General features: G+C 42.0%; 23 protein-coding genes. 11 read left to right on the forward strand and 12 right to left on the reverse strand.

From position 1 onward, the window contains the following. The first annotated feature begins 53 nt into the window (after nt 1-53). On the forward strand, nt 54-1,310 hold the full coding sequence (locus tag FTU62_RS01990; RefSeq protein WP_078190618.1) for a hypothetical protein: 1,257 nt from the start codon (nt 54-56) through the stop codon (nt 1,308-1,310). A gap of 48 nt (nt 1,311-1,358) precedes the next feature. Here FTU62_RS01990 and ppk1 read toward each other — a convergent pair whose 3' ends face one another. The 5 genes from ppk1 to mhpT all read right to left on the reverse strand — a co-directional run bounded on the left by ppk1 (nt 1,359) and on the right by mhpT (nt 7,137). Beyond that, nucleotides 1,359-3,422: a polyphosphate kinase 1 gene (gene ppk1 / locus FTU62_RS01995; protein WP_180101691.1), complete on the reverse strand. Its 2,064-nt coding sequence runs from the start codon at nt 3,420-3,422 to the stop codon at nt 1,359-1,361. A gap of 202 nt (nt 3,423-3,624) precedes the next feature. Next, complete coding sequence (locus FTU62_RS02000; protein WP_180101692.1) at nt 3,625-4,590, reverse strand: bile acid:sodium symporter family protein; 966 nt, start codon at nt 4,588-4,590, stop codon at nt 3,625-3,627. Nucleotides 4,591-4,663: 73 nt separating this feature from the next. Continuing rightward, nucleotides 4,664-5,314, reverse strand: a complete 651-nt coding sequence (gene pncA, locus FTU62_RS02005) for a bifunctional nicotinamidase/pyrazinamidase (protein ID WP_180101734.1) — start codon at nt 5,312-5,314, stop codon at nt 4,664-4,666. A 70-nt stretch (nt 5,315-5,384) separates the two neighbouring features. Continuing rightward, a complete protein-coding gene (locus tag FTU62_RS02010) occupies nt 5,385-5,774 on the reverse strand; it encodes a hypothetical protein (protein WP_180101693.1) in 390 nt (129 codons plus the stop codon). 151 nt (nt 5,775-5,925) lie between these two features. Next, nucleotides 5,926-7,137, reverse strand: a complete 1,212-nt coding sequence (gene mhpT, locus FTU62_RS02015) for a 3-(3-hydroxy-phenyl)propionate transporter MhpT (protein ID WP_180101694.1) — start codon at nt 7,135-7,137, stop codon at nt 5,926-5,928. 723 nt (nt 7,138-7,860) lie between these two features. Here mhpT and dapA point away from each other — a divergent pair. From dapA to purC, 3 genes are read left to right on the forward strand one after another with little or no spacing between them, the layout of a single operon-like run. Next, a complete protein-coding gene (gene dapA, locus FTU62_RS02020; RefSeq protein ID WP_078193262.1) occupies nt 7,861-8,760 on the forward strand; it encodes a 4-hydroxy-tetrahydrodipicolinate synthase in 900 nt (299 codons plus the stop codon). A gap of 15 nt (nt 8,761-8,775) precedes the next feature. Beyond that, a complete protein-coding gene (locus tag FTU62_RS02025; RefSeq protein ID WP_078193263.1) occupies nt 8,776-9,381 on the forward strand; it encodes a lipoprotein-34 precursor (NlpB) in 606 nt (201 codons plus the stop codon). A gap of 36 nt (nt 9,382-9,417) precedes the next feature. Next, on the forward strand, nt 9,418-10,137 hold the full coding sequence (gene purC, locus FTU62_RS02030; RefSeq protein WP_078190626.1) for a phosphoribosylaminoimidazolesuccinocarboxamide synthase: 720 nt from the start codon (nt 9,418-9,420) through the stop codon (nt 10,135-10,137). A gap of 336 nt (nt 10,138-10,473) precedes the next feature. On the opposite strand, the gene FTU62_RS02035 is transcribed toward purC, so the two are convergent. After that, nucleotides 10,474-11,745 (reverse strand): replication-associated recombination protein A, encoded by a 1,272-nt coding sequence (locus FTU62_RS02035; protein WP_078193264.1) that lies wholly within the window; start codon nt 11,743-11,745, stop codon nt 10,474-10,476. Between the two features lie 252 nt (nt 11,746-11,997). Here FTU62_RS02035 and FTU62_RS02040 point away from each other — a divergent pair, with 252 nt between their 5' ends. Next, nucleotides 11,998-13,794: an EAL domain-containing protein gene (locus FTU62_RS02040; RefSeq protein WP_180101695.1), complete on the forward strand. Its 1,797-nt coding sequence runs from the start codon at nt 11,998-12,000 to the stop codon at nt 13,792-13,794. A gap of 20 nt (nt 13,795-13,814) precedes the next feature. Beyond that, nucleotides 13,815-14,291, forward strand: coding sequence for a DUF523 domain-containing protein (locus FTU62_RS02045; RefSeq protein ID WP_078193265.1), 477 nt, complete (start codon nt 13,815-13,817; stop codon nt 14,289-14,291). A 27-nt stretch (nt 14,292-14,318) separates the two neighbouring features. Here the strand turns inward: FTU62_RS02045 and FTU62_RS02050 are convergent, their stop codons facing one another. Next, nucleotides 14,319-14,771: a YcgN family cysteine cluster protein gene (locus FTU62_RS02050; protein ID WP_180036044.1), complete on the reverse strand. Its 453-nt coding sequence runs from the start codon at nt 14,769-14,771 to the stop codon at nt 14,319-14,321. Between the two features lie 167 nt (nt 14,772-14,938). On the opposite strand from FTU62_RS02050, the gene FTU62_RS02055 reads away from it, so the two are divergent. Continuing rightward, nucleotides 14,939-15,097: a DUF1328 domain-containing protein gene (locus tag FTU62_RS02055; protein ID WP_005006601.1), complete on the forward strand. Its 159-nt coding sequence runs from the start codon at nt 14,939-14,941 to the stop codon at nt 15,095-15,097. A 164-nt stretch (nt 15,098-15,261) separates the two neighbouring features. Here the strand turns inward: FTU62_RS02055 and murJ are convergent, their stop codons facing one another. Both murJ and ampD read right to left on the reverse strand, forming a co-directional pair. Next, entirely contained in the window at nt 15,262-16,803 is a 1,542-nt protein-coding gene (gene murJ, locus FTU62_RS02060) for a murein biosynthesis integral membrane protein MurJ (RefSeq protein ID WP_180101696.1), read from the reverse strand. Nucleotides 16,804-16,889: 86 nt separating this feature from the next. After that, the gene (gene ampD, locus FTU62_RS02065) at nt 16,890-17,462 is read right to left on the reverse strand and encodes a 1,6-anhydro-N-acetylmuramyl-L-alanine amidase AmpD (protein ID WP_180101697.1); all 573 of its coding nucleotides are present in this window, start codon (nt 17,460-17,462) and stop codon (nt 16,890-16,892) included. Between the two features lie 198 nt (nt 17,463-17,660). On the opposite strand from ampD, the gene nadC reads away from it, so the two are divergent. Continuing rightward, on the forward strand, nt 17,661-18,506 hold the full coding sequence (gene nadC / locus FTU62_RS02070; protein WP_180101698.1) for a carboxylating nicotinate-nucleotide diphosphorylase: 846 nt from the start codon (nt 17,661-17,663) through the stop codon (nt 18,504-18,506). Between the two features lie 95 nt (nt 18,507-18,601). On the opposite strand, the gene FTU62_RS02075 is transcribed toward nadC, so the two are convergent. Both FTU62_RS02075 and rph read right to left on the reverse strand, forming a co-directional pair. After that, nucleotides 18,602-18,811, reverse strand: coding sequence for a hypothetical protein (locus FTU62_RS02075; protein WP_180101699.1), 210 nt, complete (start codon nt 18,809-18,811; stop codon nt 18,602-18,604). Nucleotides 18,812-18,961: 150 nt separating this feature from the next. Next, the gene (rph, locus tag FTU62_RS02080) at nt 18,962-19,678 is read right to left on the reverse strand and encodes a ribonuclease PH (RefSeq protein WP_078193269.1); all 717 of its coding nucleotides are present in this window, start codon (nt 19,676-19,678) and stop codon (nt 18,962-18,964) included. A 176-nt stretch (nt 19,679-19,854) separates the two neighbouring features. Between rph and FTU62_RS02085 the strand changes: the two genes are divergently transcribed. Then, nucleotides 19,855-20,532, forward strand: coding sequence for a TetR family transcriptional regulator (locus tag FTU62_RS02085; protein ID WP_111885098.1), 678 nt, complete (start codon nt 19,855-19,857; stop codon nt 20,530-20,532). A gap of 37 nt (nt 20,533-20,569) precedes the next feature. Here the strand turns inward: FTU62_RS02085 and FTU62_RS02090 are convergent, their stop codons facing one another. Beyond that, nucleotides 20,570-21,187: a thiol:disulfide interchange protein DsbA/DsbL gene (locus FTU62_RS02090; RefSeq protein ID WP_078193271.1), complete on the reverse strand. Its 618-nt coding sequence runs from the start codon at nt 21,185-21,187 to the stop codon at nt 20,570-20,572. 182 nt (nt 21,188-21,369) lie between these two features. Between FTU62_RS02090 and ubiG the strand changes: the two genes are divergently transcribed. Both ubiG and FTU62_RS02100 read left to right on the forward strand, forming a co-directional pair. Further along, entirely contained in the window at nt 21,370-22,080 is a 711-nt protein-coding gene (gene ubiG / locus FTU62_RS02095; protein WP_078190637.1) for a bifunctional 2-polyprenyl-6-hydroxyphenol methylase/3-demethylubiquinol 3-O-methyltransferase UbiG, read from the forward strand. Next, nucleotides 22,080-22,778 carry an HAD family hydrolase gene (locus tag FTU62_RS02100; RefSeq protein ID WP_078193272.1) on the forward strand — a complete coding sequence of 233 codons (699 nt, stop codon included), beginning with the start codon at nt 22,080-22,082 and terminating at the stop codon, nt 22,776-22,778. Before ubiG ends, FTU62_RS02100 begins: the two co-directional genes overlap by 1 nt. The last annotated feature ends 25 nt before the right edge of the window (nt 22,779-22,803 follow it).

Below are 22,803 nucleotides of genomic sequence, written 5' to 3' on the forward strand. Positions count from 1 at the left end.
ACTAATGTAAGAATCATAATCTAAATTGAATAGAAATGCCTTGGAAGTTTACGTTGAATGCGCCTAGACAAGGGCTATTTGCTAGCCTATTAGTAGTTTGTTTTGCTTTGCATACCTTTTTATTGGTATTGGCAACAACCCACCAACTGAACGAAAACCGTGCCAGTCAGGGACAACTGATGACCAGTCAATTGGTTACAGACAGCCTATCTGAGCTTGAGCCGGCCAATACCGTATCATTAGCCTTACTTGCTGACCGCTATGCAACCAACCCGAGCGTGGCTTCCATCCGCATCTTAAATGCCAATAATCAAGTCTTGGCTACAGGCGGTTTGACCAAAACCCGTGACGGTGAAATCTTTGTTCGTGATGCGCTGCAAAACGAAAAGAAAGTCGGAACGGTTGAAATCACCTTAATTAAACCAAGTATTGGTGAAATCTTACGTACGCAATGGGCCGCGATTCTATTTTCATTATTCCTACATGGCTTGTTGTGGTTAGCGTATCGTGCCATTGCTCGCCCTAGTCGTACTGAATATTTAGCGCGAATCAACAATGAATCACGTCTAAAACATGAAATTCAAACGCTAGCGCAGGCTTTAGAACAAGAAAAACATAATGCCGCTGTGGCGATTGCTCAAGCGCAGCAAAATGCGCAAGCCAAAGCAAAACAGCATAAAGACATGAAACCAGTGGTTCTCGACAGCAACAGCTTGGCATTAAATATTCAATTTTATGATCCGAAACAGCTGCTCGATAGCGTCAACAAAACCGTGTCTGTGCCGTATTTTAATCTCTGCCAAATTTTCTTAAATAAAACCACAGAACTCTGTGTTCAACATTATAAATTGAACAGTTCTGACATCAGTACGGTACATAAGTTTGATGAACATGGCGCAACCATCAGCATGACCGCTGACACTCCAGATGCGCTGCGTTGCCTCACCATGATCAGCTCAGTATTCCAATTGCTTTCAGATGTTTTATATAAACGCTACCGTGAAGAAAAACGTTTCGTTTTACAAACCCGTAGCGCGATTTCAAGCTCTGTCGAAGCCATGCAATTGTCTTCTGTGCAAGCGGCTGAACGTTTAGTCCAACAATTGGTTGCTAAAGAAAGTGCCATTCATGTGCCGACAACTTTGCTCAAAGAGATTTCAGATCATTTCCAATTGGTCAGTTTGCCAAATCCGACCAATGTGCTCACTCGTCATGCATTTATGCTCAATGGGATGGACAGTGATGCCGCTGAATTGGCTCAAAACTTCAGAACTGAAATTTTAAAATCCAAACAGTCAAAAGCCTCGTAAAGGTTTGAGCGAAATCAAAAATCCCGACTTAAGTCGGGATTTTTTGTCTTAAAAAGTCGAAATTTTCTGTGCAATCAAATATTTTTGCGCATTATGCGGTTCGGCACCTGCTTCAACCGCGACTTTCTCCCATTGCCCATTCGACTGCATTTCCCATGCATTTTGATTATCTTCCAAATAGTTAAGTAAACAATCTTTCATAATGCGTTTTTTCAAACGGCTTTCCAAAATGGGAAAACAGGTTTCGACCCGTGAAAATAAGTTACGTCCCATCCAATCAGCACTGGCACAGTACAATCGTTTTTCGCCTGCATGCTCAAAATAATACACTCGAGTATGCTCTAAGAAGCGTCCGACGATAGATCTCACATGAATATTCTCAGACATGCCTTTGACCTGAGGAATCAAACAACAAATCGAACGGATAATTAAATCTACAGATACCCCTGCTTGCGATGCACGATACAAAGCAGCAATCAGTTGCGGTTCCGTGAGTGCATTGACCTTCACAATAATTCGTGCGTATTTTCCCGCTTGTGCGGCAACAATTTCCTGTTCAATCAGTTTCAGTAATTCAGTATGCAGAGTAAATGGTGCATGCAGTAAGGCTTTCAGCTTCGCCATCTTGCCCATACCGGTCAATTCCTGAAACATGCGATGCACATCTTCGCAAATATCGGGATGCGTTGTCATCAGGCCATAATCGGTATACATCCGCGCATTGCCTGCGTGGTAGTTACCTGTTCCCAAATGGGCGTAGCGTAACAGCTGATTATTTTCACGGCGTACAATCAAAATCATCTTGGCATGGGTTTTATAGCCCACAATGCCATACACCACGACAGCGCCCGCTTCTTGCAATAAGTTGGCCACGGTAATATTGGATTCTTCATCAAACCGCGCCCGAAGTTCGATGACGGCGGTTACTTCCTTGCCGTTGCGTGCCGCCTCCGCTAAAACTTGTACGATGTCCGAATCTGGCCCACTACGATAGAGCGTTTGCTTAATGGCTAATACCTGAGGGTCTTTTGCAGCTTCACGTAATAAGTTGATGACCGGTTGAAAGGAGTCAAACGGATGATGTAACAACACATCTTGTGTTTTTAATACATCAAAAATCGCGGTTTGTTTACGAAAAACTTTAGGAATAATCGGTGTATAGACCGGATATTTCAGTTCAGGTCGATTAAAACTGGTACTGAGACGCGATAAATTGATCGGGCCGTCAATGCGATAGAGCTCCTGCTCACTCAAATCAAATTCATCTAACAAATAATCAATAATGCTTTGCGGACAATCATCTTCAATTTCTAAGCGAACTGCCCGACCAAAACGCCGTGAAGACAATTCATCTTTTAATGCCACCGCCAAGTCATCCACATCTTCAGCCAGAACTAAATCTGCATTGCGTGTCACTCGAAAGGCATAACAGCCCGTCGCTTTCATCCCCGGAAATAGGTCATTGATGTGTTGCTGAATAATGGCGGTCAGGAAAATTTGTGTCTCTGCACTGCCTTCAACCTCGGCGGGCATTTTGATTAAACGCGGCAATGAGCGTGGCGCAGGCACAATTGCCATTTCAATGGCACGACCAAAGGCATCTTTGCCTTCTAGACTCACAATAAAGTTGAGGCTTTTATTGACCAAGCGTGGAAACGGATGCGATGGATCTAAGCTAATTGGTGTTAAAACTGGTTGAACTTCTTTACTAAAATAATGGCTAATCCACGCCCGATGTTTTTCTAAAATATCTTTAAATTGAATAAAGCGAATGCCTTCACTTTGTAATGCAGGCAATACAGCATGATTGAGGGTGTGGTATTGCTGTGCAACCGTGTCATGAATCACTTGGGAAAGTTCATCTAAGACCACTTCAGTCGGAATGGCATCTGGCGTCCGTGCAATCGCATTCAAATCTCGTTGTTTCATCAGCCCCGCAATGCGAATTTCAAAGAATTCATCTAAATTGCGTGAAAAAATGATGAGAAAATTCAAGCGTTCAAGTAACGGTAAACTTGAATCGAGTGCTTGAGCCAAGACCCGCCGATTAAAATCTAAAAGCGACAATTCACGATTATAATAGGTCTCTGATGAATGCTGAAAATGTTGCATACCCTCTCAATGCTGCTTGAAACAGTCTATATCTAAAGTGGTTGCCGGCATGTTAGGCATGCGGAGATGACACTTATGTTACAAATAGCATTAATCAATTAAAAAAGCATGCAATTCCCTAAAACACTGTTCATCAAATCGTAAAATTTATTTTCGACATAAAAAAAGAGGGAGATTACCCTCTTTTTTACTGAATTGTTTTTTATGCAGGCTTGTCTTGTTCCGATGCTTTGGGCTCACTCGTCCGTGCTGCCCAATAGGTTGCCAATGCAGGACCCGAGATATTGTGCCACAAACTAAAAATCGCACTCGGCACAGCGGTCAAAGGTGAAGCAGCAAAATGGGTCGCCGCCAATGCCACACCCAAACCTGAGTTTTGCATCCCGACTTCAATTGATACTGCTTTACAGTCTGCATAGGGCAATTTAAATATTCGGCTGGCCCAAAAACCCAATAGATAGCCCAAGCCATTATGTAAGGCAACTACCCCAAGAATCAGTAAACCTGATTGCAAAATCTGTGTTCGGCTACCCGCAATGATTGCCGCCACAATCGCCACAATTGCCACAACAGAAACCAATGGCATGACCTGTATATAGGCATCCACTCGGTGCTTAAATACAGTTCGAATCATTAACCCCACAATGATCGGAAATAAAACCACTTGTAAAATTGAAACCAACATCGATGCCGCATTAATTTCAATCCATTGGCTTGCCAGCAAATAGAAAATCGCAGGGGTTAAAACCGGTGCCAGTAATGTCGAAACAGAGGTACAGGCAACAGATAATGCGGTATTGCCTTTTGCCATATAGGTGATGACATTAGAGGCCGTTCCACCCGGACAGCAACCGACAAGAATGACCCCGATCGCGATCTCTGTCGGCAGTTGTAATAATTTACATAAGAAAAAAGCCAATCCCGGCATCACAATAAACTGTGCCAAAACCCCGATCATCACAGCTTTCGGACTTTGCAATACACTTTTAAAATCTTGCAGTGTCATGGTCATGCCCATACCCAACATAATGATGCCTAGCATCCATGGGATATATGCTTTTAACCAAACAAATACATCGGGAAAAAACATGGCGAGCGCTGCAAACAGCACCACCCAAATCGCAAATGTTTTCTGCAAAAATTGAGTGAATTTTAAGAAAGCCGACATAGGCATCTTCCATTTAAAAACAGGGACAAAAAAAGGCACACCCTTGTGCCTTTTCTCAACTGAGCCCACTGGGTCATGCCAAAGATAATGCCTGTGCATGCTGCTGCACAATATCTTTCAGGTAAATACGCTTCACCCCATTCGCCAACATGTCTTGCCATGCATGCTGTAAGGAACCCTGTAAATCGATCCCTTTGGTCAAATCAGCAATCACAAAAGTTTCAAAACCAAGCTTACGCGCATCCATTGCCGTCCATGCAACACAAAAATCCGTGGCGATCCCCACCACAAAGACTGTATCAATACCGCGTTCGCGCAAATAGCCCGCCAAACCTGTTGAGGTTTTCTGATCTGCTTCCATAAAAGCAGAGTAGCTGTCGATATCCTGATGAAAACCTTTACGGATAATCAGCTGCGCCGTTGGTAAATTTAAATCAGGATGCAATTCGGCATCCTGTGTGCCTTGTACACAATGCGTCGGCCACAATACTTGCGTTCCATAATTCAGCTCTATGCTGTCATAAGGTACATGCTCAGGATGATTTTCAGCAAAAGAGATATGGTCGGCTGGATGCCAATCTTGAGTCAGCACAATATTCGTAAAGTATTGCCCCAGTTGATTAATCCCTGGAATAATTTGATCGGCATTGGCAACAGCCAACTGACCACCCGGGGTAAAACCATTTTGTACATCAACCACAATCAGCGCTGTATTTTTTTGCATATCTCTCCATCCGTTGTCATGCATTTTCGGCGACTCTACTGATTCGCTCATATTTTAAAAGCCTTAGTATTCAGTCCTGTGCGTAAAAATAAAATGACTGTCCTTCCTGACAATACCGATACTTGGGCAAATGCTCAACCAAACGTTGTGCAAAGCGTGGGTAAATACGGGCTTTTCGCCGAGTCGAAGCATGAAAATAAAAATATCGCGGTTGATGTTGAAAGATATATTTTAATAAATGGCTGCGTGTCTGTTGCATGACCTCAAATGCATTAATATTTTCAGCAACATCTTCTAGGGTAGGTTCATCGGCAAAGGCTAACCACGCATTTTTTCTCGGCTGTTGGCGATTTCTTTGAAATACAGGTTTGAGTTCCAAGATCAGTTCGTATTGATGTAGATACAAACTGAATTCACGTTGATCAACTTTAAAAATTGCGATCAGTTTTCTTGCTGACATAGCCCCTCTACGTTGATTTTTTATTTTCCCATTCTGCTGCATTTTTACATAAAATACGTTTATTTATCTTGGCTTAAAGCATTAGTGCGACTTCTATTGTCGCCATAAAAAAGCCCGCATGATGCGGGCTTTTTTTGATATAACATGTTCCTTATGATGGAATACGACGTACCAATAACAACATAAATATTGCAGAGATTGCAATACATGGAATTGCCGCGGTAATCACCCCTGCCGCACCAAAACCTGCTGCCAATAACTGACCCGCAATTGCAGGGCCTAACATTGCACCGACACGACCAACGGCTGAAGCGACACCAACACCCGTACCACGTAACTGTGTTGGATACACGATACCACCGAAGGCATACAATACACCTTGGCAACCAATCACGAATGCACCGACTAAAGCTGACGCCATGTACATTTGGGTCAATGAACCTGCACCATTCAGCGCAAATAGACCTGCCAAAATACCGCCGTACATCAAAATGATCACATAAGCTTTCTTCCAACGGTCAGTCAACATACCTAAAATGATCGTACCAATGGTTGCACTCACCATGAAGTAGAACTGCGCAGTTGCACCATCTTTACGAGTGAAACCGAGTTCGGTGAACAACGACGGTAACCAGCTCAACATGATGTACACCACCATCAAGGTGAAGAAGTAGCTCACCCAAATTGAGAAAGTACGTAAACGGTTTTCTGTGTTAAAGAGGTTTTTGAAAGCACCTTGTTGCACTTCGCCATTGGCGGTCGCTTGAACCGCTTGATCTTTGGCTTTCAAGAATTCACGCGATTCGGGCAGGAACCAAATCATCAATGGAATCACAATAATCGGTAATAAACCGCCTAAATAGAAAATATTTTTCCAGTTTGCACCGAAGTCCGTCATTGCAACTAATGACAAGATTGCCGCACCCACAGGCATACCACAGTACATCAAACCGACTGCACGGCCACGATTTTGTGGCGTTACCGCTTCAGATGCCAAGGTAATTAAAATTGGCATTGCTGCACCTAAACCTGCACCTGCAAGAAAACGTACAGCGAGTAAGCTATGGAAGCTATTTACCCATACCGTACATAAGGTAAAGATGGCGAACATCCCTGTAGACCAAATTAATACTTTTTTACGGCCCATTCGGTCTGCAATCCGACCACCCAACAAAGCACCAGGTAATAATCCTAAAATACCGGCACTAAAAAACACCCCTAGCTGCGAGCTATCCAGCCCGAAATATTCACGAATCCCTGCTGCTGCAATACCTGCAGCCTGAATATCCAGACCTTCGATTACGGCAATAAGGAAGCAGATTGCTACCGTGACAATAGCATGCTTATTATCTGACTTTTCCATTGGAGAATCCTTGTTGTCATCAGCGTTCAAATTAAGTCGCATCATCGCTGAGCCTTATAAAGGATATAACTACCAATAAGTTGAAGCCTTTCGTCCAAAATTGGATTACGTGCATGGTGTAATAGTTTTTGTGCTTTAAGTCACAAAGTCGTAAAAACAATTAAAAATTTAAAATAAAAAAATATGAATCGTGCAATGAACAGTCAAATCAAGCGATCTTTTTAAACACTCATAAAAACATGTCTATTTCTATTAGATATAAAAAAGATTATTACCCAAGTTTTTAACAATCATTTGTAATAAAACCCGAGCGAATTGATATAGTTTTTAAATCTTTAGTCATTGTTATTTAATCTTAAATTCTGATTAAAAAGCACGGAATACACATAGATCAACCTTTTGCTGATGATTTAATCAATCCCATCAACCATGCCAACCCTCTCGATTGAATAACACATTTTCAAGATTCAGCCCTTGCTGAACAATTTTCAGGCTGCAAAAAAACCGCTATTTTACACTTGATTGTTTTAAGTTTGATTTGTATAAAGAATTTTATGGCTTTGACCAAAGCATATTGTTCTTATGCGTTTGATCAGTCATAATTTGCGTAAGCATTATTCAATTTGGGTATAGCCCAATGAACATGCTACAAATCAAAATTCGAAACCATCCAGAAATCAATATTTCATCTTGTCGGATGGACAAATAGGATAGCTTTTCAAAATGACTCAGCAAGCTCAGACCATTCAAGGTTCAATTGTCGCAATCGTCACCCCAATGTTTGAAGATGGCAGCGTAGATTGGAAGAGCCTCGAGAAGCTGGTTGAGTGGCATATAAAGCAAGGCACCAATAGTATTGTTGCTGTAGGGACTACAGGTGAAGCTTCTACCTTGAGCATGGCCGAACACACTCAGGTGATCAAAGAAATCATCCGTGTGGCGAACAAACGCATTCCAATTATTGCCGGCACAGGTGCAAACTCAACCCACGAAGCGATTGAACTCACCAAAGAAGCCAAAGAATTAGGTGCAGATGCAGCATTATTAGTTACACCATACTATAACAAACCTACCCAAGAAGGCCTGTATCAACACTACAAAGCGATTGCTGAAGCTGTTGATTTACCTCAAATTTTATACAATGTACCTGGCCGCACCGGTGTAGACATGCACAACGACACCGTGATCCGTCTTGCTGATATTCCACAAATCGTGGGCATTAAAGACGCCACTGGCGATGTTCCTCGTGGTCAAGAACTCATTGAAGGCCTTAAAGGCAAAGATATGGTGGTGTACTCAGGTGATGATGCAACGGCTTATCAGTTAATGGGTTTAGGTGCTAAAGGCAACATTTCGGTTACTGCGAACGTGGCGCCAAAAGAGATGAGCGAAGTGTGTGCAAGCGCTTTGGCGGGTGACGCAGTTCAAGCCGAGCAACAAAACAATACTGTTGCAAATTTACATCAAATTTTATTTTGCGAATCGAACCCAATTCCTGTGAAATGGGCACTTCATGAGATGAACCTGATTGAAACAGGCATTCGCTTACCATTAACACCCCTTGCAGAACAATATCGTACTCCGCTTCGTGAAGCACTCATCACTGCGGGCGTTATCAAATAAAGAAGAGCAAACATCATGCAATTACGTTTAGGACTTAGCCTGGCACTTTCAGTATTTACATTAGCCGGTTGTAGTTCACTTGCCTTTAATAATGGCACACTGGACTATAAACAAACCACAGATGTTGAACCGCTGAAATACCCTGAAGGGTCGATGGTTCGTCCTGCAACGCCTTTGTATCCTGCTCCATCTGTTGACCCACTAGCAATTGAGCATGCACCAAAGCTTGAAAATAAGCGCGGCAATCGCTATGCCCTTCCGCGTCCAGCTGCGGAAAAAAATAATGTCGTTGCAGATTCCTCAACAGACAGTACAAATATTAGCCGCCCTCAACTATTGGTGGATGGAAATCAAAATCCACTGATCAAAGTTGAAGGAAATTCTGCTACAATTTGGCAATACACACTTGCTACCCTCAGCAGCCTTAACCATACCATTGTTGGTCAGAGCAAAAACCGTTACGAAGTAACCGTCAAGGTCGATCAGCAGACCTATGTCTTAAGACTTTCTTCTGTAGGTTCAAGCAATAACATCGCTGTGTTCAATGCCGATAACAGTTTTGCAGACAAAGAAAAAGCTGCAGATCTGTTAGCTCAGATTTACCAAAATTGGCCAGCCTAGTCGTACTAGGCATTTTTTCTCGAAAAAGGTTCCCTCATGTTAAAACAAACCTTGCTCTATACTGGTAAAGCGAAATCTGTTTATGAAACAGATAGTTCTGACCACCTCATCCTAGTTTTCCGTGACGATGCTTCTGCATTCAACGGTGAAAAAATTGAACAACTGGATCGCAAAGGTAAGGTGAACAACCGTTTTAACGCCTTTATTATGGAAAAATTGGCTGCGGCTGGTATCGAAACTCATTTCGAAAAACTTCTTTCTCCAACTGAAGTTTTAGTGAAAAAATTAACCATGGTTCCTGTAGAGTGCGTAATTCGTAACTATGCAGCAGGTTCACTTTGCCGTCGTTTAGGCGTTGAAGAAGGTAAAGAACTTACTCCGCCAACTTTCGAATTGTTCTTCAAAGACGATGCGTTAGGCGACCCAATGGTGAATGAATCACAAGCGATTGCATTAGGTTGGGCGACTGCAGAACAACTCGCTCAAATGAAAGAATTGACTTATAAAGTAAACGAAGTACTTAAAGGTCTATTCGATGCAGGCAACATGCTGCTTGTTGACTTTAAACTTGAATTTGGCGTGTTCCACGACCGTATCGTACTAGGTGACGAATTCTCTCCAGACGGCTGCCGTCTATGGGACAAAGACACTAAGAAAAAACTCGACAAAGACCGTTTCCGTCAAGGTTTAGGCGGTGTAGTTGAAGCTTATGAAGAAGTTGCTGCACGTTTAGGTATCGACCTTTCTGATATCTAAATCGTCCATCGATTATAAAAACCGAGCTCTTTAGCTCGGTTTTTTAATGAAATATTACTCGATTAATCCATGATCGAAAAAACAAATGTTAACCATAAAAAACCTCTGTTTCACATTTACCCACGTTCACACTAAGATAGCTACATATCAGGCAGCACCAGGATCTATACTTCTCCAATGTGTATGCCGACCAGATTTTCCATCTACCCTCTAGGATGTATCTCCCCCAAAGACATCCTATTTTTTCAGCCCAGCTCGCCTTGAGTTGGGCTTTTTTTTGCATGAAATAGACATAAAAAAGGGCGCCGAAGCGCCTTGCCATTATGATCATTCAAATCATTGTTGCTGTTGTTGCATCCAACGGCGTTGCTGTAAACGCTCACCTTCGACTTCACGTTTATTGCGTGCAGACTCATACAGCTTAGTGCCTTTCAGTTCAGGCGGCATATAGTCTTGCATGACAAAATGTTCAGGATAATTATGTGGATATAAATAGTCCACGCCATAGCCTTGCTCTTTCATCAATTTGGTTGGTGCATTTCTCAAATGTAGTGGCACAGGTAGATTCGAGGTTTTTTCTGCCAAATCTAAGGCTTTGTTGATGGCCAAATAAGTACTGTTACTTTTAGCACTGGTTGCCAAATACACCGCACATTGCCCCAAAATGATTCGACATTCAGGCATACCAATTGCCTGCACAGATCGGAAACATTCTCCAGCCAGCAATAATGCATTTGGGTTGGAATTACCAATATCTTCTGAAGCAGCAATCAACATACGACGTGCAATAAAGACGGGGTCTTCACCACCTTTGAGCATACGTGCCATCCAATACAAAGCGGCATCTGGATCACTGCCTCGAATCGACTTAATAAAAGCCGAAACTAGATCATAATGCTGTTCGCCCGATTTGTCATAGCGTGCAATATTTTGCTGCGCAACTTTGACTACCACCGCATTGTTAATGATATTTTCTAAATCTGGTTCAAACGTACTGGCGATTAAATCTAAAAGATTTAATGCTTTACGAGCGTCACCTGCGGCAAATTGAAATAAAGCTTCATATTCTTCGATTTGAATATAACGCTCTTTTAAAAACGAATCTTGGTGAATGGCTTGATCCAGTAAGCGCTGAATTGCGTCATTATCCAGAGCATTTAAGGTATACACCTGACAACGCGACAATAAGGCATTATTAACTTCAAATGAAGGGTTTTCTGTGGTTGCACCAATCAGAGTAATTTTGCCCTTTTCAACCGCATTCAGTAAGGCATCTTGTTGTGACTTATTAAAACGATGAATTTCATCAATAAACACCACAGGTGTCAATAAATCTCCACCATCGGCGATGATTTCACGTAACTCTTTCACTCCAGTATTGAGCGCAGATAAACTAATAAATGGTCGGTCAACGGCCTGCGCTAACAACAATGCAATTGTGGTTTTACCTACACCCGGAGGTCCCCAAAAAATAATCGATGGCAAATGCCCTTGGTCAATCATCTGGCGTAACGGTGCATCTTCACCCAGAAGGTGATCTTGTCCAATAATTTGAGATAAATCATGAGGACGCATGCGTTCAGGAAGAGGAATTTGGCTGTCTGACATCTTATTATTTCGTTTCCGGCAATTGGGGACGTTTTTTCTATTCTAACACTGCCTTGGCAGAATCTTTGCTTTATTCGGTATTCAATTTAGGAGGGTGGTTTAATGTCGTTATTTAAGTATCTTGCATGTAAAAAAGCTTAGGCGAATGTTAACTATAATGTAACAAGACATCCTAGCCCTTATTGATCAAATTAAAGTATCATCGGCAAGATATCCCATTTTAGACTTGCCTGACCCAATTGGACAGATTGTATGAAGCAATCAACAAAGCAAAAGCGAATCGTTCAAGTTCAACAAGGCATTGATCTACCTATAAATTTATTTCAAAAAATGCCCCAAGCCAAGAATATACAATTACAAGATAATCAATTCGCTGAATTACGAGAAAAACTGAATAGTCGTAATCAAATGTTAGATGCCAGTGTCGACTGTATAAAATTATTAAGTCTAGACGGTCATGTTCTGCATATGAACCGCGCGGGATGTTTAGCTCTGGGCGTATCTCCAACTGAAACTGAGTTTGGTATGTCTTGGCATAAATTACTGCCTGAAGAAGTCCGTGACGCGTGTTTGAATGCTTTTGCCGAAGCCAAAGAAGGTAAAATATCTCGCTTTGTCGGCATGAGCCAAGTAGCAGATGAACCCTTGGCTTATTGGGATAATATGCTCAGCCCAGTATTCAACGAATATGGCCAAGTCAAAGAAATCCTCTGTGTATCTCGTGATATTACGGTACAGCGACTGGCAGAAAATAAACTTCAACGCATCATTGAACAAGATGATTTAACAGGTTTATTAAACCGCCGTGCGTTTAGTCGAATATTTAAAAGCCACTTAAAAGTGGCGCGAGAACATCAGCAACAACTGGGTTTATTATTAATCGATCTAGATTATTTTAAGCATATTAACGACACCTTAGGTCATAGTGCTGGAGACCATTTACTGCATACCCTTGGGCAGCGTTTTCAGCACTGTTTTGATACAAATATTGTAGTTTCACGTTTAGGTGGCGATGAATTTGCCATTTCTATTCCAAATTTAAAATCGCAACAACAATTACAGAATTTTGCCAGCATCGCCTGTCAGCAAATGGACATGCCGATTTTCTATAATGGGCAAATTATCAATATTGGTATGAGTATTGGCTGTGCGATCTACCCTCGCGATGCGCAAAATACCTCCAATTTACTTAAATGTGCTGATATTGCGCTAAATGATTTAAAAAGCAGTGGTCGTGGTGGTGTACGAATGTTCAACCATACTATGTTAAAAACCCTTGAAAATACTACTCGCCAATTAACGCTTGCACGCAGCTTGATTAAGTCCAATCAAATTATTCCGTTTTATCAACCCAAAGTTCGTCTTTCTGACAGTCAAGTTATCGGCTTTGAAGCCTTGTTACGTTGGTATGATAAAGACCAACAATTACAATTACCTTCTCAAATTTTTGCTGCATTTCAAGATTATGAATTGGCTTCACGCATTAGTGAAACAATGCAAATTAAAATCTTTCAAGATATTCAAAAATGGATTGAACTTGGACTGCAACCGCTACCGATTTCTATAAATGCTGCACCTGTAGAATTTTTACGTGATGATTATGCGGAAAAACTACTGAATCGCTTAAAGCAGTTTGGTATATCACCAGATATTATTGAGGTCGAAATTACCGAGCAAAGCCTGTCAGAACGTGGCTCAAATTATGTGATTCGCGCTCTCCATTTATTAAAAGAGCATGGCATACACATTTCTCTAGATGATTTTGGTACAGGTCATTCATCATTAACACGTTTGAGTAATTACCCTGTCGACTGTATTAAAATAGACCGTAATTTTGTGGAACGCATGCATACCGACTGTTCAGCACTTGCCATTGTCAAAGCGATTACACAAATTGGTGCGAGTGTTTCCCTGAATATATTAGTCGAAGGTATAGAGAAACCGGAACAGGTCGATACCTTAAAAGAATGTAATTGTCATACTGGACAAGGTTTTTACTTTTATCGCCCGCTCAGTTATGACCATGCGATGGAACTTTTGAGTCACTAAAACTTGTGGAGCATGACACGATGACACTGAAGTATTTAGTCAGTGCCTGTCTGGCAGGCCAACCCGTTCGTTATGATGCCAAATCGAATACACAACAAGCGATTTGCCAACTGATGCAGACTCACCAAGTCATTACGGCCTGCCCAGAAATGATGGGCGGCCTGAGCTGTCCACGTTTTCCTGCAGAAATTCAAAATGGTCAAGCCACTGATGTGCTCAATGGTACAGCTCAAGTTAAAGATGTTTTGGGGACAGACGTTAGTGCTGAATTTATTGCAGGTGCTCAACGAATGTTAGAATTGGCCCAATTACACAAAGTTGATGTTGTTGTCTTGAAAGATCGCAGCCCGTCTTGCGGCAGCCATTATATTTATGACGGCAGCTTTACCCGTACGAAAATTGAAGGCTATGGAGTAACCACAGCACTCCTCAAACAGCACGGTTTTCAGGTTCTGTCAGAACAAGACTTTCTGGCTATGATACAAGATCAACTCTAGATCCAAGATAGAGCGTATCTGTGTCCTTTAGCGTACCCAACGTACAATATAATCTTCAATATCGTCAGGGTTGACGTCTTCTTCACTGATGCAACGCCCTGCGGCAGACTTTCTTGCCTTCAAAATACTGTCACGATTTCCCGTCACTAGATGATGCCAACGTGGTAAATCTTTACCCTCAGAAATTCTACGATAAGCACAGCTCGGTGGTAGCCAATGAAATTGGTGAATCTGATGTGGCGTCAGCTGTATACAGTCTGGAACATGTGATTGACGATTTGGATAATCGGAGCAAGATGCCTTTTCACAATCTAAAAGTTTGCATGCCACTTTGGTGTAGGCAACCTCATGAGTATCTTCATCTTCAAGCTTAATTAAACAGCAAAGTCCGCAACCATCACAGAGTGACTCCCACTCCAAATGGGTGAGTTCAGTCAAAGCATGCTTTTTCCAAAAATGTGGGCGTAGAGTATCGGTCATCTTCTCGCTCGCAACAAAGGTGGCAGGCATATTAACTGAACCTGCACATTAATTCTTTGTTTAAGTTACCGAATATTGAACATTAAATAAACAAAAGACTACAGAGTAGGTTTTTTTAGCCTCTTATAATGAGCATACAGAATAAAAAATCACATGGAGATAAAACTATGTTCCGCTGGGCTATTATTTTCGCTGTAATTGCATTGATTGCGAGTCTGCTAGGTTTTGGTGGTGTGGCAGGCTTATCCAAAGACTTTGCTGTTATTCTTTTGGTTATTGCAGTTATTCTCGCAATTGTTGGTTTCCTCTCTCGAGGAAAAGTTTAGGCGACGGATTGTATGTCGTTTTAAACTACAAATTACCCCCCCTTAGACTCATGGATAAGAAACGTAGGTTTTTATCATCTTGAGTGTCAATGAAAAAAATAAGAGCCTATGTGCTCTTATTTTTTTACATCCACGTAAACTTACTACGTTGTATGGTTTTAGCTTTATGGTTTTAAATGACGTGGTCTAAAGCCTGTTGCAATTAAGGCGATACCATAAGCAGCAACACCAATCACACATAAGATGATCACTTCCGCGACACGCATCCACGCAGACACATCACCGTTGTACCATGTTAAGCCGTACCACAGTGCAGCAATCATCACAGCATTGGCAATCGCAAACTGAATCACCAACTTTTTCCAATGCGCCCCAAAACGGAAAATATTGCGCTTATGTAAATAGAAATACAGCATCCCTGCATTCACTAAAGCGGAACCCGATGATGCCAATGCCAAAGCCATATGCTCAGCATGCCAATCAATCAGTTTAAAGAATCCAATAAACACCACATTAAGAATGGCATTGGCTGCGACCGCCATTAAACCTACACGTACTGGAGTTTTGGTATCTTGTTGCGCATAAAACCCTGGTGCAAACACTTTAATGAGCATGAATGAAATCACACCGGCACTCATACATTGCAATGCCAATGCGGTCATCTGTGTATCTTCAAAGCTAAATTGACCACGTTCAAATAAGGCCTGAATAATAGGTGTAGAGAGCATGAAAAGCGCAATACTGGCAGGCACACCCACCAAGATAATGACCTTAGCTGCCCAATCAATCATACGGCGGAATTTGTCCTGATCTTGTTCAGCGTGGCGTGCAGACAATGACGGTAAAATCACGGTACCAATAGCTACCCCAATCAAACCTAAAGGTAGCTCGGTCATACGTTCAGCACTATATAGCCATGATACTGAACCATCTTGCATGAAAGACGCCCAAATGGTGTTCAACAGTAGGTTGATCTGCGTCACTGAGACACCAAACAGTGCTGGCAGCATCAACTTCATGATGCGATCAACACCTTCGTGTTTGAAGTCAACTTTCGGTGGAATCAGTAATTTTTTACGCCACAGCTCTGGAATCTGAATCGCCAATTGCAAGAATCCTGCCGCGACAACAGACCAACCCAAAGCCATAATTGGCTCAGCCATATAAGGGGTTAACCACAGCGCACCGGCAATCATCGCGACATTGAGTAACACTGGAGCGAACGCAGGTGTACTGAATGAGCCATAACTGTTCAAAATACTGCTGGCAAATGCCGTTAAGGACATAAACAATAAGTAAGGAATCGTTAGGCGGAACATATCGGTAGCTAACGCAAACTTGTCTGCATCATCATGGAAACCCGGTGCATAGATATAAATAATGGCAGGTGCCGCAACCATCGCGATGAACGTCAAACTAGTCATCACCAGACCTAAACAGCCAAAAACACGGCTAATCAGAATCTGGACTTCGGCATGGGTTCGACTGGTTTTATATTCAGTCAATACAGGAATAAAGGCTTGTGAAAATGCCCCTTCTGCGAATAAGCGCCTAAAAAAGTTAGGAATACGAAAGGCAACCACGAAGGTATCGAAGTCTTTACCTGCACCAAATACATTTAACAGGACAATATCCCGTACCAGTCCCAATACACGGGACAACATAGTCATTGCACTGACAATGACTGTCGAACGCCAAAGCGCCATCGGTATTTCTCACTTTTGAAAGTGCGCCTATTGTAATGAAACTCGTCAAGGAATTTCATTGGTTTATTAAACGCAGTATGTATTGTTTATTTGTTTTTAAAATGATGCAGCTGTTGACGAAAAGTGTTCCACTCAAAAAATGGACCTGGATCAGTTTTACGTCCCGGTGCAATATCTGAGTGTCCGGCGATATGTTGTTGAATTTTAGGATAAGCCTGTTGTAAACACGCCACGACCTCGGTCAGCACGGCATACTGTGCAGCTTCAAAAGGTAAATCATCACTTCCTTCGAGTTCGATGCCTATCGAATAATCATTGCATTCTTTTTGTGCTAAATAGGTTGAGCGACCTGCATGCCAAGCTCGATCATTAAAATTGACAAACTGTAGAACTTCGCCTGTGCGCAGGATCAATAAATGTGTCGATACTTGCATCCCTTCAATAGTTTGAAAATAAGGATGTTTCGACCAATCCAACTGATTTTGGAAAAATTGTTCGATATAACCACCGCCGAACTGAGAAGGTGGCAAACTAATATTATGAATGACGACAAGCTGAATTTCGGTATCTTCAGGACGCTGGTTAAAATTCGGTGATGGAATTTGACGCGCACCTAGCAATTGCCCATCCTGCACCTGAAATGTTGTTGCTTGTGACATAAAAAAATCCTGTGTCTAAGCCGGCCTGCAATGCTGCAGATCAAAACGCCGAGCCCTACTTGAAAGGTTTAATGCTAAAACTTTCACATTGAAATCTCAATTCAAGTCTGTGAAAGGAGTTAAAAATCGCTCATTTTTCATGAACAATGCTAATATAGCGCGCACATTTTCTCGGGTTAAAAAGATACGGAATTTCTTATGAGCATATCGCAATCTTTGCTTGAACAATCTATCCAAATCAATATTCAACACGCACTACAAGAAGATATTGGCGAAGGCGATATCACAGCCCTGTTAACTCCAGAAGATGAACAAGCGACCGCAACAATTATTAGTCGTGAAGATATGGTGCTAGCAGGGCAACCGTGGGTCAATGCGCTCATTCAAACTTTTGATGCAAGTGTACAAGTCACATGGTTAAAAAATGATGGGGAACGTGTCTCAGCAGGTGAGGCTTTCTTAAAATTAGCAGGTTCTGCGCGTAGTTTACTCACGGTTGAGCGTCCAGCCTTAAATTTTATACAAACATTATCTGCAGTAGCGACTAAAACTGCTGCCTATGTCCAGCAGCTTGAAGGTTTGAATACTCGTTTACTCGATACCCGTAAAACCTTACCAGGCCTACGTATTGCACAAAAATATGCAGTTGCTGTCGGAGGTGGTCAAAACCATCGCTTAGGTTTATTTGATGCGTTTTTAATTAAAGAAAATCACATCATGGCAGCAAGTGGCATTAGCCAAGCTATTGCTAAAGCGCATACCATTGCTCCGGGTAAACCCGTTGAAGTGGAAGTAGAAACTTGGGACGAACTCAACCAAGCGTTGGAAGCAGGTGCGGATATTGTGATGTTGGATAACTTTAGTCAGCAACAAATGATTGATGCCGTCAAACATGTGAATGGTCGCTGCAAACTTGAAGCCTCAGGCAATATCACTATTGCAAATTTACGTGAAGTGGCAACGACAGGGGTCGATTATATTTCGATGGGTGTGCTTACCAAAGATGTCACAGCGATTGATTTATCAATGCGCTTTAATGCCTAAGCTTTAGACATACTCTAAACGTAAATAAAGGGTGCTGTTGCACCCTTTTTGATGCTTACTAGCATGACTTAATCATCATCTTGCTGTTGTTTAACTCATTCAGTTTCATGTTCAGAATCCTTTTCATGCGCCAAATCGTCTTCATGCTGCTCGCGCTCATCTTGATCATCGTCCTGATCTTTTGAGTTTTCACTTTGTTCAGAAAAACGACCACCTTCTCGCTCTTGACCCTGATTCCCCAAAAAATCACAACCACTGATCAAAAATACGCTGAATAAAGAAAAATACATCATCCAATTTTTCATTTTTAGTCCTTCAAAGCATTCTGATCCTATTAATTTGGGTCAAAGACACGCTACTGAATAGCCGATTCTTGTTGGATTTTCTATATTCAGCGCATAAAAAAACGCATCCGAAGATGCGCTCTTTATTCAGTTTAAACTGAATCAAACAACTTACCAGCCTAAAGCTTCTTGTTGTTTTTTGATCAATTCTTGAATGCCTTTTTCAGCCAATTCAAGCATTTCATTACACTGTGCACGCGTAAATGGTTTGTCTTCAGCTGTGCCTTGAAGTTCAATGAACTCACCTGCTTGTGTCATGACCACATTTAAGTCAGTTTGGCAGTTTGAATCTTCTTCATAGCAAAGATCAAGTAAAGCTTCGTCTTGATACATACCTACAGAAACAGCTGCAACTAAGCCTTTAAGCGGATCTTGTTTGATTTTTTTATTTTCAAGCAAGACATTCATTGCATCGACCAAGGCAACTGCTGCACCTGTAATTGATGCTGTACGTGTACCGCCATCTGCCTGAATCACATCACAGTCGATGCTGATGGTATTTTCACCCAATTTTTTCAAATCGACCATCGCACGTAAGCTACGACCAATCAGACGTTGAATTTCTTGAGTACGACCGCTTTGTTTACCACGTGCCGCTTCACGGTCAGTACGTGTATGTGTTGAACGAGGTAACATACCATATTCAGCAGTCACCCAACCCTGACCTTTACCTTTAAGGAAACGCGGTACTGAGTTGTCGACACTTGCAGTACAAAGAACTTTTGTATGACCAAATTCAACCAATACAGAACCTTCCGCATAACGTGTGTAGTTACGGGTAATTTTTACTTCACGTAATTGATCTAATGCTCGTTGGTCGATACGCATGATGAGTCCTTAATCTGACAAAATTGATTGCGGTACATTATAACAGAAGGTACAGCCAGATTCGGGACGCATTCGTGTGCATTTACAAAATCCATTCAACCAAGTTTTGATAGGACCGTCGTACGTCATCAGGAAATTTGTTAGACTGAAGCCACGCAATATTCAGGACGAATTGCATGTCGATACGGGAAGAACGTAAGCAACAAAGTCGTAAAGCTATCCTTGATGCAGCGCTTGCATTGAGTACCACAGGCCGTTCTTTTAGCAGTCTGAGCTTACGCGAAATTTCCCGTCATGTTGGCTTGGTCCCCGCTGCATTTTATCGCCATTTTCAAGACATGGACGAACTCGGTTTGGAACTAGTCGACCAAATGGCCCTGCACCTTCGGAATGTCCTCAATCAACTGAGTCAGCAATGCTTTCAAGCACCAGATGCACGCACACGACAAAGTCTGGATTATTTATTTCATGCCGTTGAGCAATTTCCTGAGGCATGGATGTTTCTTATTGCTGAACGTTGGGGTGGTTCAGCATTCTTAAGACAAGCCATTACTCGTGAGTTTAATTTTCTCAGTACCGATTTGGCCCATGCACTGGCTCAAGTTGAAGCGACTCAACATATTCAATCCGAACAAGACCTCAAAGTATTGGGACAAATTTTGTTTGAATTGGCCTTAAGTTGGGCAATGCAGTGGATTGACTTACATCGACATATTGACCTTCCACAACGTACTGATGCGCTACAACAATTTCGCCGCCAAGCTCAGACTCAAGTTCAGCTCTTATTTCGTGGCATCTTACATTGGGATCGATCTTTGGCTCAAATCTCTGATCCACAAAATTTATCGCCATAAAAAAGCCGCATCTTGTGCGGCTTTTTTATGACATCTGTTATTTCGCTTTGCGTTCTTTATCAACAAGGAATTTCACGATTTCAACGGTACGTGCATCTTCACCTTGTACGATGTATTTACCATTGACGGTAATCGCAGGCACGCCGCTCAATTGATATTGAGCCGCTAAGTTTTTCGCTTGAGCAATTTTTGAAGACACAGCAAATGATTTAAATGTGCTGTTAAATTTCGCTTCAGGAACACCATAACGGGTGTAGAACTTAGCAAATGCGCCTTGTTCTAAGATATTTTTTTGACCCACATGAATGTCATGGAACAATTGTAAATGTGCTTTTTGACGAACACCCAGTGCTTCCGATGCATAGTAAGCACGCGCGCCTTGTTCCCAAAGTGGATTCATTGCTGCAGGTGTACGGACAAAACGTACATCTTTAGGCAATTGCTTTAACCACGTTTGCATATGCGGTTCTAATGTAAAACAATGTGGGCAGCCATACCAAAAGAACTCACGGACTTCGATTTTACCCGGACGTTCGACTTTAATCGGTTTTGGAATAACCGTGTAATCAGTCCCCGCGACAAATTGTGCTGCCATCGCACTGCCGGAAAAAGCCAAAATAGCTGTTGTAATCGTGCCTAAAAGGAATTTTTTCATTGAACTTATCGTCCTCAAAATCATTATGATTAGTTTATGGCAACACTATAAATCAAATCTGTCGATTTCGTTTTCATTCTGTGAACTTTTTTAAGGCTTTTATCGCTTTTTTTTCAGGACGCGCTACACTAACTCCCATAAACTTTTTTCTAAAATATAAAGACTTGATTGAGGTGCAACCGATGTCGCAATTGAATGTTGATCCACAAGAAATTGCCAAATTTGAAGCTTTTGCAGCCATATGGTGGGATCAGCATTCTGAGTTCCGCCCTTTGCACATGATTAATCCCCTGCGTTTGAACTGGATTGATGAGCATTCAAATGGTATCACTGGCAAGAAAGTATTAGATGTGGGCTGTGGCGGCGGTATTTTAGCTGAAAGCATGGCACGTCGCGGTGCGCAAGTATTGGGTATCGACATGGGCGAAGCGCCGTTGAATGTTGCACGCTTACATGCCGAACAAGAAAATGTACAAAATATTGAATATCGCCAAGTACCTGTAGAGCAATTGGCAGAAGAGCAAGCAGGTCAATATGACGTCGTCACCTGTATGGAAATGCTCGAACATGTACCTGATCCAGCATCAATTATTTTAGCGTGTCAAAAACTGGTAAAACCGGGTGGTCATGTATTCTTCTCGACCATTAACCGTAATCCTAAAGCCTATTTGTTTGCGATTATTGGAGCGGAATATGTTTTACGCATGTTGGCGAAAGGCACTCATGATTATTCAAAGTTTATTAAACCTTCAGAATTAGCTCATGATATTCGTCAAGCCGAGTTAAAACTCAAAGATATGACAGGTTTACATTATAACCCGATCACCAAACGCTATTGGCTCGCACCAAATGTGGATGTGAACTACATGGTTCATACGGTGAAAGAAGCCTAATGAAAGCTGTACTCTTTGATCTTGACGGTACACTGATTGACACCGCGGCTGATTTTATTCGTATTATTCAAGACATGTGCCGTGACAAAGGCATTGCGGTGGTCAGTGCAGAAGACATTCGTGTACAAGTATCTGAAGGCGCGCGTGCGATGGTCAAACTGGTCTATCCAGAGTTAGACGTTGAAGATCCTGTCTTTCTGGCACATCGTCAACGCTTTCTAGATCTGTATGGTGCTGATATTGCAGTTGATACCGATCTGTTTGAAGGCATGTATCCACTACTCGCAGAGTTAGAACAACATCAAATTCCGTGGGGCATTGTCACCAATAAGCCGCGTTCACTCAGTGAAGCGTTGCTCAAAGCGTTGAATTTGACTGAGCGCTGCTCGGTATTGGTTTGCCCAGACGATGTCAGTAAAACCAAGCCAGACCCAGAGCCGATGTATTTAGCAGCCAAGCACATTCATCTAGATGCTCAAGACTGTATCTATGTCGGTGATCATCCACGTGATATCGATGCCGGTCGTAATGCGCAGATGTACACAATTCTAGCGGCTTATGGCTATTTACCTTTACAACACAAAGATGACTTAACAGCTTGGCATGCAGATTGTATAGTGAAGACTGTTGCTGAATTGCATGAAGTCATTCATGATTTGGTCATCAAACCGAAAACGCTCAACACAGCGACTTTATAACGATAGAACACAACACAATAAAACG

The organism is Acinetobacter sp. YH12126 (assembly GCF_013418745.1).
Lineage (GTDB): Bacteria > Pseudomonadota > Gammaproteobacteria > Pseudomonadales > Moraxellaceae > Acinetobacter > Acinetobacter amyesii.